Origin of the sequence: Hymenobacter sp. HDW8 (assembly GCF_011305775.1) — a bacterium.
GTDB classification, from domain to species: domain Bacteria; phylum Bacteroidota; class Bacteroidia; order Cytophagales; family Hymenobacteraceae; genus Hymenobacter; species Hymenobacter radiodurans.
On the sequence record NZ_CP049907.1, the window covers coordinates 2,277,867 to 2,297,517 of the forward strand.

At 52.4% G+C, this 19,651-nt stretch carries 11 protein-coding genes and 1 pseudogene; 10 read left to right on the top strand and 2 right to left on the bottom strand.

Translation table 11 applies throughout. The features are described 5' to 3' along the window. The first annotated feature begins 48 nt into the window (after window positions 1–48). The 7 genes and pseudogenes from G7064_RS09505 (at window position 49) to G7064_RS09535 (ending at window position 12,918) form a co-directional block, all read left to right on the top strand. Window positions 49–2,318: pseudogene (locus G7064_RS09505) on the top strand (NADP-dependent malic enzyme). A gap of 168 nt (window positions 2,319–2,486) precedes the next feature. Further along, a complete protein-coding gene (gene ruvA, locus G7064_RS09510) occupies window positions 2,487–3,092 on the top strand; it encodes a Holliday junction branch migration protein RuvA (protein WP_133271558.1) in 606 nt (201 codons plus the stop codon). Between the two features lie 44 nt (window positions 3,093–3,136). Beyond that, a complete protein-coding gene (gene sprA / locus G7064_RS22725) occupies window positions 3,137–6,343 on the top strand; it encodes a cell surface protein SprA (RefSeq protein WP_166073382.1) in 3,207 nt (1,068 codons plus the stop codon). Window positions 6,344–6,354: 11 nt separating this feature from the next. After that, on the top strand, window positions 6,355–10,590 hold the full coding sequence (sprA, locus tag G7064_RS22730; protein ID WP_262888646.1) for a cell surface protein SprA: 4,236 nt from the start codon (window positions 6,355–6,357) through the stop codon (window positions 10,588–10,590). A 123-nt stretch (window positions 10,591–10,713) separates the two neighbouring features. Continuing rightward, window positions 10,714–11,094, top strand: a complete 381-nt coding sequence (gcvH, locus tag G7064_RS09525; protein WP_133271554.1) for a glycine cleavage system protein GcvH — start codon at window positions 10,714–10,716, stop codon at window positions 11,092–11,094. 123 nt (window positions 11,095–11,217) lie between these two features. After that, a complete protein-coding gene (locus G7064_RS09530; protein WP_166073383.1) occupies window positions 11,218–11,520 on the top strand; it encodes a VanZ family protein in 303 nt (100 codons plus the stop codon). Window positions 11,521–11,595: 75 nt separating this feature from the next. Next, window positions 11,596–12,918, top strand: a complete 1,323-nt coding sequence (locus tag G7064_RS09535; protein ID WP_166073384.1) for a M28 family metallopeptidase — start codon at window positions 11,596–11,598, stop codon at window positions 12,916–12,918. 200 nt (window positions 12,919–13,118) lie between these two features. Here G7064_RS09535 and G7064_RS09540 read toward each other — a convergent pair whose 3' ends face one another. Both G7064_RS09540 and G7064_RS09545 read right to left on the bottom strand, forming a co-directional pair. Beyond that, window positions 13,119–13,658 carry a hypothetical protein gene (locus tag G7064_RS09540; protein WP_133271551.1) on the bottom strand — a complete coding sequence of 180 codons (540 nt, stop codon included), beginning with the start codon at window positions 13,656–13,658 and terminating at the stop codon, window positions 13,119–13,121. A 331-nt stretch (window positions 13,659–13,989) separates the two neighbouring features. Next, window positions 13,990–14,880: a YicC/YloC family endoribonuclease gene (locus tag G7064_RS09545; RefSeq protein ID WP_166073385.1), complete on the bottom strand. Its 891-nt coding sequence runs from the start codon at window positions 14,878–14,880 to the stop codon at window positions 13,990–13,992. Window positions 14,881–15,156: 276 nt separating this feature from the next. Here G7064_RS09545 and G7064_RS09550 point away from each other — a divergent pair, with 276 nt between their 5' ends. The 3 genes from G7064_RS09550 to G7064_RS09560 all read left to right on the top strand — a co-directional run bounded on the left by G7064_RS09550 (window position 15,157) and on the right by G7064_RS09560 (window position 19,599). After that, the gene (locus G7064_RS09550) at window positions 15,157–17,004 is read left to right on the top strand and encodes a TonB-dependent receptor (protein WP_166073386.1); all 1,848 of its coding nucleotides are present in this window, start codon (window positions 15,157–15,159) and stop codon (window positions 17,002–17,004) included. 2 nt (window positions 17,005–17,006) lie between these two features. Then, on the top strand, window positions 17,007–18,014 hold the full coding sequence (locus G7064_RS09555) for a TonB-dependent receptor domain-containing protein (protein ID WP_240935846.1): 1,008 nt from the start codon (window positions 17,007–17,009) through the stop codon (window positions 18,012–18,014). A gap of 223 nt (window positions 18,015–18,237) precedes the next feature. Further along, window positions 18,238–19,599, top strand: a complete 1,362-nt coding sequence (locus G7064_RS09560) for a T9SS C-terminal target domain-containing protein (protein ID WP_205711198.1) — start codon at window positions 18,238–18,240, stop codon at window positions 19,597–19,599. Window positions 19,600–19,651: the final 52 nt, after the last annotated feature.

Here is a 19,651-nt window from a genome sequence, read left to right on the forward strand (position 1 = left end):
GCTTATTGGTTGCCCCGCCCGGCACCTCTCACCCGACCCTCTTTGGTAATGCTGAAAATCAACAAACAGGAAGCCCTCGACTACCATTCCCGTACCCCAGCGGGCAAGATTGAAGTGGTGCCCACCAAGCCCCTCAGTACACAGCTTGATCTGGCTTTAGCCTATTCGCCCGGCGTAGCGGAGCCTTGCTTAGCCATTGCCGCCAACAAAGAGGAGGTCTACAAGTACACGGCCAAAGGCAACCTGGTAGGCGTAATTTCCAATGGTACAGCGGTGCTAGGGTTGGGCAACATTGGGCCCGACGCTTCCAAGCCCGTGATGGAAGGCAAAGGTGTACTGTTCAAAAAATTTGCGGGCATCGATTGCTTCGACATTGAGATTGACGCTACCGACCCCGATGAGTTTATTCGCATCGTAAAATCCTTGGAGCCCACATTCGGCGGCATCAATCTGGAGGATATAAAGGCGCCGGAGTGCTTCCGAATTGAGACAGAGTTGCGGGAGAAGATGAACATCCCGCTCATGCACGACGACCAACATGGCACAGCCATTATTTCGTCGGCAGCGCTGCTCAATGCGCTGGAAGTCGTGGACAAAAAAATTGAGGAGATTAAGCTTGTTGTCAGTGGTGCTGGGGCAGCGGCTATTTCATGTCTGCGTTTGTATTTAGCGCTCGGGCTCAAGGTCGAGAACGTTGTTGTATTTGATATTAAAGGCGTTATCAACGCAGAGCGCACCGACTTGGCGGATTTGCAGATGCAGTTTGCTACCCAGCGTGCCATTACTTCGCTGGCCGAAGCCTTGGAAGGCGCCGATGTGTTTCTGGGTTTGTCGGCGGCTAATGTGCTGCCGCCCGAACTGCTGCTGCGCATGGCCGATAATCCGATTGTATTCGCGTTGGCCAACCCAAACCCTGAGATTGAGTACGAAGTAGCCATGGCCACCCGGCCCGATCTGATCATGGCCACCGGTCGCTCCGACCATCCGAATCAGGTCAACAATGTACTAGGCTTCCCCTACATCTTCCGGGGGCGCTAGATGTGCGCGCTACCGAGATAAACGAAGCCATGAAGCTGGCTGCTGTTCAGGCGTTGGCGCACTTGGCGAAGGAGCCTGTGCCCGACATGGTAAATAAAGCCTATGGTGACAATACACTGGCTTTTGGGCGAACTTATCTGATTCCAAAACCCCTTGATCCTCGTCTGATTACGACCATCTCGCCGGCTGTGGCGCGGGCTGCCATGGAAAGCGGTTCGGCGCGTCAGTCCATCACCGATTGGCATGCTTATGAGGATGATCTGCGTGCTCGTTTGGGCGTGAACCAGAAGCTGATGAACCGCATCACTAGTGCTGCCCGCTCCAACCCGAAGCGCGTAGTATTTGCGGAGGCCGACACATACAAAGTGCTCAAAGCCGCTCAGATTTTGCACGATGAGGGTATCGCTTTCCCTATTCTGCTCGGCAATCGCAAGAAAATTGACGAAATAGCCCGCGCTAATAGCCTCGATCTGGAAGGCTGTCAGATTATTGATATTCTGGAAGAGAATGATCAAAGGGCCGAGTTTGCTGAGCTGCTTTTTCAGAAGCGGAAGCGGCGCGGCATTACGCTCTACGAAGGGCGTCGCTTGCTGCGTGAGCGAAATTATTACGGTGCCATGATGCTCGAAACTGGGCAGGCCGACGCCTTTATCACTGGTCTAACCAAAGATTATGGTCAGTCTATTACCCCAGCTTTGCAGGTGATTGGGGTAGAAGATGGCGTGCAGCGTGTGGCGGGTATGTACATTATCCAGCATCGCAAAGGTCCGTTCTTCTTCGCTGATACCACCGTAAACATCGACCCCACGGCTGAAGAGATGGTCGATATCATTGGCCTGACGGCGCGGGGTGTACGCTTTTTCGATACTGAGCCGCGCATTGCGGTGCTCAGCTATTCCAACTTCGGTTCTAATCGCGGCACTTTGCCCGATAAGGCTCGCTTGGCCACCGAACTCGCTAAAAAGCGCTACCCTGACCTGATTCTGGATGGGGAAATGCAGGCAAACACAGCGTTGAACCCCCAACTGTTGCGTGAGCATTACCCTTTCTCAGAATTGGCAGAACAAGGGGCTAATACCCTCATCTTCCCCAATGTAGTTTCGGGTAACATTGCCTACAAAGTGCTACAGGAAATTGGTGGTGCTGAAGTGATAGGGCCAGTACTGATGGGCATGCGCAAGCCAGTGCACGTGCTACAGTTAGGCGCCTCGGTTCGCGAAATTGTGAACATGACAGCAATAGCCGTGGTAGATGCCCAAACTTATAATAAACCGCTGTAAAATATATCCCTATCATTCAGATATATTAGTCAACTATCCCACCCATGCGTTACTAATGGCGTTGGGTTATAGCTAAAATACTTTGCTTTTTAGGGGACGTAAATCCAGCATTTGTGTGTTGTGACAATGCATTGTTGCACACACAGATTCTAACTTCAATCCTTTTTTATGATTGCATACCTTGACGGTACCCTTGCCTACAAAGACCCCGCTTTGGCCATTATGGATGTTAGTGGTGTGGGCTATGAAGTCAGGATTTCATTGGCTACTTATTCTAAGCTGCCAGCTGAAGGAGAGAAAGCAAAAATTTATACCTACCAGCACATTAAGGAGGATATACAAGCCCTATATGGCTTCCTCGACCCAAACGAAAAAGTGCTGTTTATGCTCTTGATTTCGGTGTCGGGTATTGGGCCGGGCACAGGCATCGTGATGGTTTCGAGCATGGGCGTGGGTGCTATTCGGCAGGCCATCATTCAGGAAGATGTACGGTCTATTCAAAGTATCAAAGGAGTAGGGCCAAAAACGGCCCAGCGAGTGGTGCTGGAGCTGAAAGACAAACTCCGCAAGGACGAATTATTGGCTAAAGCGGGCATCGATACGGTACCCCTGGCACGAGCACACAATACCAATCGTAGCGAAGCGTTAGCCGCTCTAGTCACGTTGGGATTTGCCCGGTCGGCGGCGGAAAAAACGCTGGAGACCATCCAGCACCGTCACGGTAATGACCTGAGCGTGGAGGAATTGATTAAATTTGCCTTGAAGTCGAATTAAGTTTACTCTCCGGCTGCTCGCCCGCCCGTCTTTTTTAGTCTCCCTTGACCCACGGTAAGAAGTCCCTCGCCGCCTCTATAGTCGTTGTCGCTTCATTGCTGACTTGGTTATCGCAGGCTGAACCTACCGGAGCCCACCCGTTTGCCCTGCGCCAACTTTGGAATTGGCTACCAGCGGCTAGTCCGTCGGCTTTGGCCATAGTGCCCGATACTCCTCGCACCGTTCTACCCGATACGAGTATATACCGCTCCAGCCGACGGCCCAAAATTGCCCCCCAGGATCGGATTGGCTCCCCTCTTTCACCCCAGCGCCGTCGGTCGCCGCTGCTGCTGGATTTGCCTTCGAACGTGAATGTGGAGGTGACGCCTGATGACAGCCTCCAGAACTATGATATTCGGGAAAGCATTGGGTCAGATATTGATTTTCGCGATCCGACACGGGTGAGTTTTGAGGAATACTCGCGCTATCAGCAGCAGCGTGTGGTGCGCGACTATTTCCGCACGCGCTCGGCGGGCTTGGATGGCGAAAGCGTAACGGGCTCGCGCCGCCTTATTCCGCGCATTTATTTGGGTCCCATTGCTGACCGCATTTTTGGCGGCAGCTACGTAGATATAAAGCCCCAGGGTGCGGTTACTCTGCGGGCGGGAGCGCGCTTCAACCGCAACCGTAACCCCTTACTTACCCTACGCCAGCAGCGTGTGGGCGACTTCGAGTACGATCAGAACCTAAACCTGAACGTGACGGGGCAGATTGGGGAAAAGATGCGCCTCACGTTTAACTACGACACCAAAGCGGCCTTCGATTTCGAGAATAATATGAAGCTCGATTACACGGGCTACGAAACCGATATCATTCGCAAGGTGGAGTTGGGCAACGTAAGTTTGCCCTTAAACAACTCCCTAGTGCAAGGGGGGCAAAATTTGTTCGGTATCAAAACCCAGCTACAGTTTGGTAAGCTGGGCATAACGGCGGTAGCGAGTACTCTGCGCGGTACTGCCGATGAGGTACGGGTGCAGAATGGCGCTCAGAGCCGCCTATTCGAGCTGAAAGCCAGCCAATACGAGCGCGACCGGCACTTTTTTCTGTCGCATTTCTTCCGTGAGCGCTACGATGCAGCCCTGCGCAACCTGCCTACAGTACAGTCGGGTATAGAGATCCGGCGCTTGGAGGTGTACGTAACCAACGATAACCGCACGACGGATAACCTACGCAACGTGGTGACGCTAATGGACTTGGCCGAACCGACGCGCGTATATCGCAGACAGTTCCAAAATCCTAGCCCGCGCGTAGTAGCTACTAATAACGCTAACACTGAGTTCAACACCCTAGCGGATGGCGGAGCCCAAGCCCGCGGTGAGCTAACCGTTGATAATTTCCTGGCTGGCCAGAACCTGGTGAAAACCGTGGACTTTGAGCGGGTGCGGGCTCGTAAGCTGGACCCACGCGAGTACACGTTCAATGCTCAGCTTGGTTATTTAAGCCTGAATACTGCCTTGTTGCCTGAGCAGGTACTGGGGGTGTCGTATGAATACCTCTACAACGGCGAGGTGTACAAAGTAGGCGAGCTCGTAGAAGACTACGCTAACGTACGCCAGGACGAGGTTATCTTCCTAAAAATGCTGAAGGCCACCAATCCCGGTGTGGGCCTGGCCGATCCGGCAGCGAATCCGAGTAACCCGAACCTGGCCAGCGGCAACCTGCCTACCTGGGATTTGATGATGAAAAACATCTATCCCCTTAATGCTAGCCAGCTCAACCGCGACAACTTTCAGCTTCAGGTTGTCTATAAGGATGACCAAACGGGTGTAGACTTGATTTCGCTAAAGGAAGGCGAGCGGATTGCCAATCGGCCCCTGATTGAGGTGCTGAACTTGGATAACGTAAACCCAAACAACGACCGCAACCCTGACGGCAACTTTGACTTTTTCCCAGGCATTACCATCGACCCGGAACAAGGCAAGATAATCTTTCCGGTAGTGGAGCCCTTCGGCAGTTATTTACAAACCCAGTTCACAGCTACCGAAACTGCTTTAGTTGACAAATACGTGTACAGTGAGCTGTATACGCAGACGCAGAGTGACGCCCAACAGGTACAGGTGAAGGATAAATTCTTCCTTAAAGGACGCTTCCAAGCCACGGCCACCGACGAAATTGCGTTGCCTGGTATTCGGGTGGCACCGGGCTCGGTGCGGGTGCGCTCGGGTAGCACGCTGCTGGAAGAAGGGCGTGACTATCAGGTTTTCTACGATCAGGCGAAGGTCAAAATCCTCAATCCCAGCTACCTCAACTCCGCCAACGAACTGCGGGTAGAATTTGAAAAAGACGCCGTCGTGCAGATTCAACCGCGCCGATTGGTAGGAGCGCGCTTTGATTATCGGCTGAACCAAGACATAAATTTTGGCGCCACGGTACTGCACTTGCGCGAGAACCAGGCACCGGGCATCAACCGCGTTAGCATTGGCGACGAGCCAGGCAATAATACCATCTACGGCCTCGACGTGAACATGCGCCGCGATTCGCGGGTACTGACCAAGTACTTGGATATGCTGCCGCTGATTGCTACGAAGGAGCCTTCGTCGGTAGCCTTTAGTGGGGAGTTTGCCCGCTTGGTACCGGGCCGCTCGCAGCTGGGCCGCGGTGAGAACGGCGTTTCCTACATCGATGACTTTGAAACGGCGCGTACACCCTATTCGCTGGGGGGCCTGAATGGCACTACGGCCTGGCGCCTGGCATCTACTCCTTTGCCCTTGCAGGGGGCAAATCCGGATGGCCTTTCGTCGGCTTATCGCCGGGCAAAGCTGGCTTGGTATACCATCGATCAGACCTACTACACGAGCGGGCAAAGCAAGCCGCAGAACATTTCCAGCAACGACCCAAGCCTGAGCAACCACTATACGCGTGGTATTGAGCGTAGCGAGATTTTCCCCAACCGCGACTTAGGTGCCACCGGCAACAGCTTCGAGTTTAGCTTCGACATGGCGTATTATCCGGGCGAGCGGGGCCAGTACAACTACACACCGGAAGTATCAACGACGGATGAGCGCAAGTTTGCCAACCAAGCCCCAACGGCTAATGCTGCGCGGTATGGTGGTATCAGCCGCGAAATCACCTTCGATACGGATTTCGATAACGCTAACGTAGAGTACCTGGAGTTTTGGCTAATGGACCCCTTCATTGCCGGGCCCAACGGACAAATTAATGACTCCGAAAATGCCCCCAGAACAATACTACAGGTGGTGATCTGTACCTGAACCTGGGTTCGGTGTCGGAAGACGTGCTCAAGGATGGCCGGCACGAGTTTGAAAATGGCCTTCCTGATGGCGCCAGCATTACGAATGCCGATGCGCAGCAGGGCACTTGGGGCCGCGTAACACGCCAGCAGTTTATCACCGACGCGTTCAGCTCGGCTCCGGGCGGGCGTGAGCTCCAAGATGTTGGGCTTGATGGCTTGAATGATACGGATGAGAAAGCCTTCTTTCAGGGGGTGTATTCTCAGTTCGCTGACCCTTCCGCTGACCGGTTCCGTCACCATCTCGATGGCTATTACAATTCGGAGGGCCGCGACGTGAAGATTCTGGGTCGCTACAAGAATTTCAATGGCATGGAAGGCAACTCGAACGGCGACGCGCAGCAGAGTTCGACTGCCTTTCCCGACAAAGAAGACCTCAACCGCGACAATGCTATTTCAGACCAGGAACGCTACTACGAGTATCGTATTCGACTGCAGCCGGGCCAGTTGGCAGTAGGCCAGAACTATATCATCGACAAAATCACCAAGCAGGTGAATGGGAACGATGTATCGTGGTATCAGTTTCGGGTGCCGGTGCGTCAGTATTCGGCCGTGCGGGGCACCCAGAATGGGCAGCCTTTCGGGTTCAAATCCATCCGCTTTGTGCGCATGTACATGACCCAGTGGCAGCAGCCGGCCGTGCTGCGCTTAGTGCAGCTCCAATTTGTAGCAAACCAGTGGCGCCGTTTCCTGACGACTATTGCTGAGCCTGGCCGCCCAAATATCAACACCGATACCGACGCTGATGCCTTCGACATCTCCACGGTAAGCTTGGAAGAAAACGGCCTGGCCGCGGGTGCCGACCAGATTCCTTACGTTTTGCCCCCCGGGATCGAGCGCGACCGCGAATACGGCTCCAGCACCGTCAATCGTCAGCAGAACGAGCAGTCGTTACGCTTGTGCGTGGAAGGCCTGCGCGATGGCTACGGTAAGGCTGCCTATAAAAATATCAGCATCAACATGCTACGGTATAAGCAGCTGCGCTTGTTTCTGCACGCTGAAAGCCAAGACCAGAGCATTCAGGATGGTCAGGTCCGCGGATTCATTCGCATCGGCACCGACTACACTCAGAACTATTACGAGTATTCGGTACCGTTGAAATTATCGCGCCCCGGTCTTACAGGTCAGCGTGATATCTGGCCTTTAGAAAATGAGGTGCAGATTTCTTTGCAACAGTTCATCGATGCCAAAGCGGAGCGTAATGCGGCCGGCGTGGCGTTTAATGTGCCGTTCGTGAAGACGGTCATTGGCCAAAATGGTGTTGAGGCTCAAATTACGATTGTAGGTAACCCCGATTTCAGCGCGGTGCAGGGAGCAATGATTGGTCTTCTTAACCCCACCGACGACAACGCTCCGAAGTCGCTGTGCTTGTGGGCCGATGAATTCCGGGTATTCGACTTCGACCGCGAATCAGGCTACGCCGCTACGGCGCGCTTTAATACCAAGCTGGCCGACCTAGCTAATATTACAGCTACGGGCAGCTTCACCTCGGTGGGCTTTGGCGGCCTGCAAGATCGGCCCAGCCAACGCTCTCTGGACAACGTGAGTCGTGGTGACTTGAACGCGACGATAGCAGCGGAGAAATTCTTCCCCGAAAAGCTTGCCCTGCGCGTACCGGTATTGCTTCAGGCTGGCACGGAAAGCCGCGTACCGAAGTACGACCCGCTCGACCCAGACACGGAGCTAACCCAGTCGTTGCAAAAGTTTGATAACGAGACGGAACGCTCGGCATACCGAAAAGAAGTAGTAGACCAAACCAGTAGCCGCAGCATCAGCGTGCTGAACGTGCGGAAAGAGCGCACCAACACGGAGCGTAAGGTGCGTCCCTACGATATCGAGAACCTAGCCCTGAGCTATTCGCTGACGGAGCGCCGCCACACCGACATCGTAACGGACCGCGACTTCACGCGCACGTATAATGGGGCTCTTGCTTATATCTATCAGACAACACCCCGCAGCTATACGCCGCTGGCTAATGTAAAAGCGCTGGATTCACCGTATCTGAAGATTTTCCAGGAGTTGAACTTCACGCCAACTCCCAGCCGTTTTGCCTTCCGCGCCGACCTGGACAGGCGGTATAATGAGCGTTTCCTCCAACGTACGCTTATCCCTGGGCAAGTGCCGACGACGGAGGGGATTCCGGGTGTATTCCTAAAGAGCTTCTTCTTCAATAGGATTTATGATCTGAAGTGGGATCTGACCAAAAGCCTCATTTTGGACTACACCGCCACCAACCGTGGCGTGATTGACGAAGGACCCGGCCAAACGCTCGGCGACAGTCCCGAAGCCGAGCGGAACCGAGAATTGCTACGTCGCAACTTGTTTGAGAGGGGAGGCCGCACCACCAACTTCAATCAGACTATAGCCCTCACCTACCGGCTGCCACTGGATAAGTTTCCGCTCACTGATTGGCTCACTGCCGACACGCGCTACGAAGCCAACTACACGTGGCAGGCAGCTTCTACTGCGTTACGGGCCCCTGTCAACCCATCCAACTTCGCCGACACCACGACCGTCCCGCTCAACTTGGGTAATACCATTCAAAATAATGGTGCCTTTAGCGCCAACGGCCGCATCGATTTGGTGAAGCTCTACAACAAAGTGCGCTTCCTCAATATTATTAATAACGCGCAGCCACCAACGGCCCGCGCCGCTACCCAAAAAGCCCCCCAGCCCGCCAATGGAGCCGTTCCTGCTCCCGCAGATTCGGCCAAAGGACCTGAGTTGCGCTTCCTGAAGGCAGTGTTGCGCTCCCTGATGACTGCTCGCTCTATCAACTTCACGTACACGCTTAGCAACGGAACCTTACTGCCCGGCTACTTGCCCCGAACCAAGTTTTTCGGGTTGAACAGTGACTTCGATGCGCCCGGTGTACCGTTTCTGCTTGGTCGCCAGTACGACCTAGACGAGTTGTATGATCGTGCTGCTAGTCGTGGCTGGTATACTCAGCGTAGCGACTTGTTGAATACGCCGCTCAGCTCGCTACGAACTGATAACATTACCGTACAGACTGCGCTGGAGCCTTTCCGCGATTTCAATATTCGCTTGGATGCCCGTTGGCAGAGAGTGCGAAATGAAGATGTATTCTATCGCTTAGCTGTCGATTCTGTGTCGCTTCTGCCCATTCAAGACACCAATGGCAACTTTACAGGTGATTTGGCGCGTCTGCGGCGCCTGGGTACGGGCTCTTTCAGCACATCCATTGTTTCGATTCAAACCTTCTTCGGCGACCGGACGGCTAATGGCACCATTTCTAAAGCCTTTAACCGCTTTGTCGAGAACCGGGGGCCAATCCAAGAACGGCTAACGGCGGCTCAGCAGCGGCTGACGACGCCTATCAGCAAAGAGGGCAAGTATGGCTACAACTCACAAGATGTGCTTTTGCCTGCCTTCTTGGATGCTTACCGCGGTAAGTCATCGAGCAATACGAATGATGGAAAGTTTACTCCCTTTCTCAAAATACCGATTCCCAACTGGCGCATTGACTACAACGGTCTGGCTGAGTTGCCTTTCGTGAAGCGTTATTTCCGCTCTGTCACACTGCGCCATGCTTACAGCTCCATCTATAGCGTAGGCAGCTACGGCACAGCCAGCACATATGAAAACAAGCTTGAGCCTGAAGACCTATCAACGAAAATCAACGATTTGAAGCAGTTTATTCCTTATTACGTTATTGGGCAGGTGACTATTGCTGAGCGACTGAGTCCGCTGATTGGTGTTGATTTTCAGACCTTGGAGAAGGTTACGGGCCGGGTAGAATACCGCACCGAGCGTGATATTGGGTTGAATACTACCAATGCGCAAATCACAGAACTGCACACACAAGAGTTAGTGATTGGCTTTGGCTACGTCACGAATGGGCTTAAACTGCCTTTCGGCTCAGGCAACAACCAGCGCGTACTCAATAATGAGTTGACCGCGCGCCTCGATCTTTCCATTCGCGAAAACACCACCATTCAGCGCACTATTCTGGATGTCGTTGACCCCGGCAATCCTACTCAAACGGCTAGCTTAGGGCGGCCAGTTAGCTTGACTACAAATGGCAACCGGCAGGTCCAGCTACGCCCAACTATCGACTATGTGCTCAATCAGCGCCTGAATCTGCAGTTCTTCTTTACGCGCAACATCTCGGATCCACGCGTGCAGAACGCCTTCAAAACGTCGTCTACCGAGGGTGGCATACAACTGCGCTACAGCTTGGGTCAATAGTCTACCGAGAGTTGGAACTTGAACGGCCTGAATGGATAGAGCAGATTAGCACTAAAACCATTCTGGTCATTTGACCATTTAACTCTTACTTTTGCCGTCTCCACCTCTTCAATTTTGTTCCTTATGAATCTTCCCGAAAATCTGAAGTACACCAAAGAGCACGAGTGGGTGCGTATAGAAGGCGACGTAGCCTATATCGGCATTACCGACCACGCCCAAAAAGAGCTTGGCGACATTGTGTACGTGGACATCGACACTCTTGATAAAGAGGTAGCGCAGAATGAGGTGTTTGGAACAGTAGAGGCTGTAAAAACCGTTTCTGACCTGTTTAGCCCTATTTCGGGTACCGTACTAGAAGTAAATAGCCAGCTCGACGGTAGCCCCGAAACCGTTAATTCTGACCCTTACGGTGAGGGCTGGATTATCAAGATCTCCGTTGCTAACCCCGCCGAAGTAGAAGCGTTGCTGACATCTGAAGCATACGGCGAGCTTGTAGGCGCTTAATTTATTATTGCATTGGCAGTGTCTACTTCAGCGCCGCCTGCATCTCCGCGCCGGGCCTATGTGGCCTTACCGGGGACGTGGGCGGCGTTCATTTTGCTTCTGACTCTTACTCCGAGCAAGGATATGCCGATCACGCCGCGTTGGGAGCTACTCTCTTTCGACACGGCTGCTCATGCATTCGTATTTGCGGTGTTGGCGTTGCTCACCTTTTTCTCCATCCGGCGGCAGAGTCGCTTTCCAAAGCTACAGTCTATGGCTATGCCCATAGTTATTATTGGAAGCACGCTCTTTGGCGGTCTGATTGAGATTCTGCAGTCCAGCATGAACCTTGGTCGGCACGGTGAATGGTCGGATTTGCTCAGCGACAGTATCGGCGCCTTACTGGGGGGCTTTTTCGCGCACTTTGCTGGCCGTTGGATGAAATAAATGCCCTGCTACTTTCCTATACATTGGACAGGATAGGGGCATCAGGACTAAGTCAGCAGTATTTAAACGCTACTTATGTTGGCTAACCGACGACGAAATGCCTCTCTGTTTATGGTGCGTGCGCGGCACATAGGACTTCTGGCGTTTCTCTGGTTGTATGATTCTGCCTCGGGTTTGGCACAGGACATGGAACGTGTCCGCCAGACTATTCGCAGTCTTACGGGGCCGGATATGCAGGGTAGAGGGTACGTGCGGCAAGGAGATCAGAAAGCGGCCCACTACCTGCGCCAGCGTTTCCGGCAGCTCAAGCTTCAGCCATTAGCGCCTGATTTCATCCAACAATTCCCCCTTGATGTCAATACCTTCCCCGGAGCATTACGGCTTCAGGCTGGGGGGCAAAATCTACGCCCCGGTGTCGACTTTATTGCTGAGCCTACCTCCGGTGGAGGCCGCATTTCGGGGCCTGTTCTGATTTTAGATACACTTATCTTCACCCATGAAACCGCCGGGCAACGTTGGTTGGAACAGAATCTGGGGGGCAAAATTGTGGTCCTGCGCCAGCGCGATGCAGACCGCCTGCGCACCCTCCCCGACGCTTTCACCCAACACCTAAACCAAGCCGCTGCCCGCCTGACATTGATTTCCAAGCTTACGGCCTTCCTGGCCGCATCACAGGAACCACAGCCTCGCCTGCTTGTTCTGGCTGACCGTTGGCCCAAAAAAGCCCCCCAGGCTACGATTCAGGTAGATGCTCACCTTCAGCGCGATTACCGTAGTCAAAACCTTGTGGGCTATATACCTGGGCGCGTCCAGCCCGACTCGTTTCTCGTTGTTACTGCTCACTACGACCATCTAGGGCGTATGGGTAAGCAGGCCTACTTTCCGGGTGCGAATGACAATGCCAGTGGTACAGCTATGCTGTTGGAACTAGCCGAATATTACACGCAACCGGCTAATCGGCCCGCATATTCCGTCGTATTTATTGCGTTTGGGGCAGAAGAAGCCGGACTTGTTGGCTCGCGCTACTTTGTAGAGCATCCTTTGGTCCCACTCACGCACATCAAATTTTTGGTCAACCTAGACTTACTGGGCACTGGTGATGAGGGCCTAACTGTAGTGAATGGCCGTCTGCTGCCTGTTGCTTACCAATCACTAACGCGCCTCAACGAAAAGCATCACTTCGTTTCGGACATTGCTGCCCGAGGCCGCGCAGCCAACTCCGATCATTTCCCTTTTTCAGATCGTGGTGTACCTGCCTTCTTCCTGTACACCCGAGGTGGGATTAAAGCGTACCATGATGTGGAAGATCGTGCTGAGACGCTGCCCCTCTCTGCTTTTACTGGAGTTTTTGGTTTAGTAAGCGCGTTCTTGAATAGCCTGGGAGCTACTGCGGAATAACGCGAAGTACACTCAAGAACAACAAATGAAAGCTTCAGCAGCTTGGTATTATGCTCATGCTGCTAGAGCTAATGCTTCTTTAGAAACCAAACGATTTATCTAGCTATTGTTAAAGCAAAGAACGCCGCCGCTCGACTAGACTCACATTGTGCAAGTCCAGCCGAGCGGCGGCGTTCTTTATACGTAAGCCGACAGGCGTACTAGTTGGTTTTTACAGAAGCCATGATTTGCTTGGCCACTGCTTCCCACTCTGGCTTCTGACGGTCAGCGCAGGTGAAAGTGCACATGAGCAGTTTGTCTTCCACGTCAGTGAAAAAAATCAGGGTGTAAACCTCATGGCCTAGCTCGGGCTTCATCAGCTCCATGTAGCCAACCTTACGGCCGTTGATTTCCTTCACGCCATTCTCAAACCATTTGGCGTCTTTGAACTGCTTCGTATAGGTTTTATAAAACGTAGCCGCATACATCTCGATCATATCCTGATCGGCGGCATTATCGGTGTAGTTGAAGGCTAGGCTAGCTTCCTTGCTGTTAGTGAAGATCATGCTCGGCCGGCTCTGCGACTTTGCGTAGTTGAACTCCATCTGCTGCTCGCTCATTACCTCAAATCCTTTTGGAATCAGGATCTCAACTCGCTCACTTAATACACGCTTCTTGATTAGCTCAACTTCAGCGGCTGGCCGTGCTGCCGTCAGGAGCAGGAAGAGGCACAGAACAGGTAATAGTAAGACTTTTTTCATAGCCTTGAACCGAAAAAATGTGAAACTCAAAATAGAGCACTTATCCGTGAAATCAGAAGTAACTCTGTTTGGATAACACAATTTACGAACCATTTATGAAGAAGCAAGCCTCTCATGGAAAAATAATTATTAAAGGCATGTTATTAGAACTTATTCAAGTAGGTAACCTTCGAAATTGTGCTTTAAACAAAGATTTGACCATTAATAAATTTTTTAACTCTGTCATAAATCGTCTATTATGATTCATTTAATTATTAGTAAATTTATATACTAATAAATATTATAAAAGTGCAATTACATGTATCCAAACTCCTCAATAGTTCTAAATCTCTTAAAGAATATTGTTGATCTGCTCCTTGATTTTTTCAAGCTCCTCTTTCATACTAACGACCAAATGCTGCACTGTTGAGTCATTAGCCTTGGAGCCAATTGTGTTTATTTCGCGGCCCATCTCCTGAGCAATGAACGCCAGCTTTTTACCGCTGAGTTCGGGCAAGTAGACGGTTTCAGTAAAGTAATGTAAGTGACTAATGAGGCGGACTTTCTCCTCGGCAATGTCAAGCTTCTCTATATAATGGAGTATCTCCTGCTCAAAGCGGATGGCATTGAAATGCTCATGCTTGGTTAGCTCACCAAGATGAGTTTGTAAGCGCTGACGCACGTTTTCGATGCGTGTAGGATCGTGCCGGTCTATGTCGGCGAGCAGGATACGGATACGATCGACATAACTGACTATTTCGATAGTCAGCGCTTGTCCCTCATTGTGGCGAAACTGGTTGAGATGCTCCAATGCCTCATGCACTAAGGGCAATAACTCTTCCCAGGCGACTTCCTCTTCTGGCTCAGCCTGCATCTCACTAGCCGACAATATTACTCCGGGGAAACGCAAAGCGGCCAAAAACGTCTCCTCACCAGCATGAACGCCTAAGTTCTGCGCAGCAGCTTTCAATTCTTCAAATGCCGCCATCAAGGCCGGCCGACTAACCATTGAAGTGCTACGCACAGCGGTAGGGCGCGCAAAGTCAAAGTTCAGATTCACCTTTCCCCGCACCAGACTTTTGGTCACCAGATTGCGAATCTCTAATTCTCGGTCTTGCAGAAAGCGCGGCAAACGAAGGCTCAGGTCCAGGGTTTTAGAGTTGAGCGATTTGATTTCAACGGTAGCCGAATAGTGGTCGGTTTCGCGGCGCGCGATACCGTAACCGGTCATGGATTGAAGCATAGATGGAGAATCGGGAGAAAAGAATGAATGAGAACAAATGTAAAGAACGCACTATTGATGCCCAGCTAGCTATTGGCAGCACCAATCCGTTACTAACTTCCTGATTTTCTATCTGGTACCATCTAGTTCAGAAACCTTATTTTAGAGACTTGCTTCAGATTAAGGATGACGATGAGATATGGAAACGACTCATTGGCTAGTAGCAGATGTGGTTAACGATTATATAACATGCAGGAAATATTGAGCTAATAGCCCCCCGGTACTTTTGTGGCCGATATGGGAAACATCTGCTCAAAAAAGGCTTTTATAGCCCTGTTCTTCACCGTTTTTACCCTAACAGTAGGGTTTGCCCAAAACGGTATCCTTAAAGGCACCATAAAGGACGCCACAACCCAGGAAGGAGTTATTGGCGGAACAGTCCGGCTGGCAGGCACGACGCTAGCCGAGCAAACGAATGTAGACGGTAGCTTCATTCTCTCGAACGTGCCCGCTGGCACCTACACAGTAATTATTACTTCCGTTTCCTACAAAAACCGCGAAATACCGCAGGTGGTAGTGAAAGCGGGTGAAACAGCGACGGTAAACTCGACCTTAGAAGAGGACACCAAACAGCTCGGAGAAGTAGTTGTGCGGGGCGTGCGGCGCACCAATACGGAGGTATCCGTTATATCCGAAATCCGAGAGGCCACTCAGGTAGTAAGCGGTATATCCTCGGAGCAAATTGTAAAAACCCAAGACCGTGACGCCGCTGAGGTGGTGCGCCGAATCCCGGGCGTGACCATCGTAGATAATCGTTTTATTCAGGTACGAGGTCTGAGTGAACGATATAACTCAGTTTGGCTGAACGATGTAACCGCCCCCAGCTCGGAGACGGACAAGAAATCATTTTCCTTCGACATTGTACCGAGTGCGTTGCTCGACCGAGTACTCGTTTTCAAAGACCCGTCGCCGGAGCTACCCGGTGATTTCGCGGGCGGCTTGGTGAAAGTGTACTTGCGCAAGCCGGTACTCAATGAGCGTCTGCTGACGGTGAACTACTCCGGCGGCTACCGCAACGGCACGACTGGTAACACCTTTTATACCGATAAGGGCAGCAATACCGACTGGCTGGGCTTTGGGGCTTGGCAGCGAGAGCTACCGAGAGGCTTCCCGGTACTTGGTTCGGCCTACCAGCAGTACGAGCGTGATTTCTACGCGAAACAACTGGACAACACCTTCCCGATCTTCAAAACCCGGGCGATGCCGGATGTGCGTTTCAACGCCTCTTACCTGGATCAGATTAATATAGGTGGCTTAGAAATCGGTAGTATTTCCTCGCTCAACTACTCTAATACGTTCACGAACTACAGCATCGACCGCAATGTGTATGATGCCAGCGGTGAACGCACGGACCGTTTGCGCGATGATCAATCGACCAACAACGTCCGCTTGGGAGCAGTGCAGAACTTCAGCCTCATGCTCGACAATGGGGACAAGCTAGAGTTTCGCAACCTCTTCAATCAGTTTGGTCGCAACCAACTCACTACCCGCGACGGTTACGATAATGAAGGCACGCAGGTACGCAAAAGCTACGCGATGGGCTATCAGGGCCGCACCACTTACACGGGCCAACTGGCAGGCACGCATAGCTTCAACGACGAAAAGACTAGCCTCGAATGGGTAGGTGGCTACGGTTACTCTAGCCGCAACGAGCCCGATTTACGTCGGGTAGCTTACTCTGTTCAGCCGGCGGGAAACACGGAGTCGAAAACTCCTATTGAGACGGTGTTGACGCCGGCCGCTGGTCAGGTAGACGTGAATAATGCAGGTCGTCTGTTTCAGAAGCTGAATGAGGACATCTACACCATCAACGTCAACGGCAAGCACAAACTACTGCTGGGTGAGCGGGAAGTGGAGCTAGGCGCAGGTACGTATCTGGAGTATCGCGACCGGAACTTTGAGGCGCGGGCTTTTGGCTATTCGCTCAACAGCACCGCCACCGATCAGACAATCCGCAACCAGCACATCGGTAACATATTTGCCCCCAGAACATCGCATCAGGCGGTTTTCGCCTGGATGAAGACATCAACTCTACTTATCAGTACGGAGCTAGCAATGAGCTGGAGGCCGGCTACTTATCGGTGAATGTGCCGGTGACGCCAAAGATTAAGTTGCTGACCGGAGCGCGATTTGAACGCAACGTGCAGAAAATTCAGACTGGTCTGAATGGGCAGCCGGTAAACCAGAACTACACCACCAACTTCCTGCTGCCTTCAGCCAATCTGAGCTATAACTTTTCGGAAACAAGCCTGGTGCGCACTTCTTATGGTCGTAGCCTGAACCGGCCAGAGTTTCGCGAGTCGGCACCGTTCTTCTACTACGATTTCGATTTCAACGTCCTCAACTACGGGTCGCTGTATCTAAGCCCAGAAAGCCCCCTGAAAGTTGCCACCATCGACAACGTGGACCTGCGCTATGAATTTTACCCTTCCGATGGGGAGCTAATTCACGTGGGGGCCTTTTATAAGAACTTCCGCAATCCGATTGAGAACATTGTAGTTGCTACGTCCAACCTAGCCTACTCCTTCGCTAATGCGCCAAGTGCTTATGCCTACGGCTTGGAACTAGACATCAAGAAGAACCTAAACTTCTTGGATGAGGCTTTCAGCACTAATGCCTTCACCAATCTGACGGCCGTATTCAATGCGTCGCTGATCAAAAGCGAGGTAAAACTAGGCCCCGACGTAGTTGCCTGGGACCGTAAGCGGGCGTTGCAAGGTCAATCGCCTTATGTGGTGAATACGGGTCTGTATTACCAAACGACGGATAACACCTGGCAGCTAGCCGCCCTCTATAACGTATTTGGCCCCCGCATCCTGTTTGCTGGCAGCGACCAGTACCCCGATGTTGTGGAGATGCCGCGCCACACCGTAGACCTCACGCTTACGAAGGCCATCTCCAAAAACTGGTCTCTTAACGCTGGTATTCAAGACGTGTTCAATCAGCGCGTGAACCTGCTCCAGGATTTCAACCGCGACAAGAAGTATGAGGTAGACGCCGATCCTTCCCTGAGCAGCTACCGCCGCGGCACATACTATACCGTTGGCCTGCGCTTCAACCTCGATGGCAAAGCGCCCCGCACTCCCCTCCCCTAGTCTCCCAAACGCTTTATCTAACTCCCATTAGCCAACAATTCACCTTTTGTATGAGTAAGAAAAAGCTATTACGCATCACCCCGCTGGCCTGCTCGGCAGCACTGATGCTGACTCTGGCAGCCTGCGAGAAGGAAAACACAACACCAGCCCCAAATCCGCCCCCACGGGCGGCACCGGCGGCACAACGCCTCCCGTCACCCCGCCCACTGGCCAATCGGTGGATGTGCAGGGCGAAATCACCACCAACACCACCTGGACAGCGACAAATAAATATCTACTCAAAGGGTTCGTATATGTGCGCAGCGGCGCCACTCTTACCATTGAGCCTGGCACCATCATCAAAGGAGATAAGGACACCAAAGGCGCTTTAATAATTGAGCCGGGGGCCAAAATTGAAGCGAAAGGAACAGCCGCTAAGCCAATCGTCTTTACCTCAAACCAACCCAAAGGCTCCCGTAACTACGGCGACTGGGGTGGACTTATCATTGCTGGCAACGCGCCCGTAAACCCCGTTGACCGCCCTATTATTGAAGGCGGCCCTACTACCCGTTATGGAGGTACCAATACTGCCGACAACTCCGGTACGCTACAGTATGTGCGCATCGAATTCAGCGGCATCGCCTTCTCGCCCAATAACGAAGTGAACGGTCTTACCTTGGCCGGCGTGGGCAGTGGCACCACCATCGACCATATCCAAATCAGCTACAATGGCGATGACTCCTTTGAATGGTTTGGGGGCACCGTGAACGCGAAGTATCTGGTGTCGCACCGCGCCTTTGATGACGACTTCGATACCGACTTTGGCTACTCAGGCAAAGTGCAGTTTGGGGTATCCCTGCGCGACCCACTGCAGGCCGACCAATCGGGTTCGAAAGCCTTCGAGTCGGATAACGACGGAAATTCTTCCAATAACCTGCCCCGGACTGCACCAGTCTTCTCTAACATTACGGCCGTTGGTCCTCTCCTAAACCCTAACGGAATAGGAAACATCAGCAACCAATACACCGCCGGAGCCCATTTACGCCGCAACACTTCTACCAGCATTCTAAACTCCGTTATTATCGGTTACCCAACCGGCGTGCTGATTGACAATGGTGTAACGGCGGCCCGCATCGCGGCTAATGAGCTAGTGTTCAAGAACAACTTGGTAGCTGGTTCGCTTACCAACTCCAACTCCGTGCGGGGACAGCGCGACATTATTTATGTTGGCCCAGCGGGTGGCCCGAGCAATCTGACGCCCAACAATGCCATGAGCTCCGACTCAGCCGCCTGGGGTTCAGCTGTTGGGCCGCTTACGTGGTTGAAAGCTAACGGCAACCGTCGCTACACTACCGCCGACAATGTGCAGCTGTTGAATCCTTTCAATCTGACTGCGCCTAGCTTTCTGCCCCGCACCGCCTCCCCAATCGTGACGGTGAGCCCGGCCACGGCACCAGCTGCCCCTGCCAACTTTACGGATGCTAAGGTTTCGGATGCTTTTTTCACCAAGGTAGAGTACATCGGCGCGTTCTCCGGCTCCGGTTCCTCAGCTGATAACTGGCTAGCTGGCTGGACAAATTTTGATCCTCAGAATACCGATTACTAAGCTTATCCTTTATCATTATTTGGTAAATTATTCGTGAAAAAGAAGCTCCTAC

What these genes read in the sequence shown, in the direction of transcription:
- ruvA (WP_133271558.1), top strand. Translation starts at nt 2,487, where the DNA reads ATGATTGCATACCTTGACGGTACCCTTGCCTACAAAGACCCCGCTTTG.
- gcvH (WP_133271554.1), top strand. Translation starts at nt 10,714, where the DNA reads ATGAATCTTCCCGAAAATCTGAAGTACACCAAAGAGCACGAGTGGGTG.
- G7064_RS09530 (WP_166073383.1), top strand. Translation starts at nt 11,218, where the DNA reads ATGCCGATCACGCCGCGTTGGGAGCTACTCTCTTTCGACACGGCTGCT.
- G7064_RS09535 (WP_166073384.1), top strand. Translation starts at nt 11,596, where the DNA reads ATGTTGGCTAACCGACGACGAAATGCCTCTCTGTTTATGGTGCGTGCG.
- G7064_RS09540 (WP_133271551.1), bottom strand. Translation starts at nt 13,658, where the DNA reads ATGAAAAAAGTCTTACTATTACCTGTTCTGTGCCTCTTCCTGCTCCTG.
- G7064_RS09545 (WP_166073385.1), bottom strand. Translation starts at nt 14,880, where the DNA reads ATGCTTCAATCCATGACCGGTTACGGTATCGCGCGCCGCGAAACCGAC.
- G7064_RS09550 (WP_166073386.1), top strand. Translation starts at nt 15,157, where the DNA reads ATGGGAAACATCTGCTCAAAAAAGGCTTTTATAGCCCTGTTCTTCACC.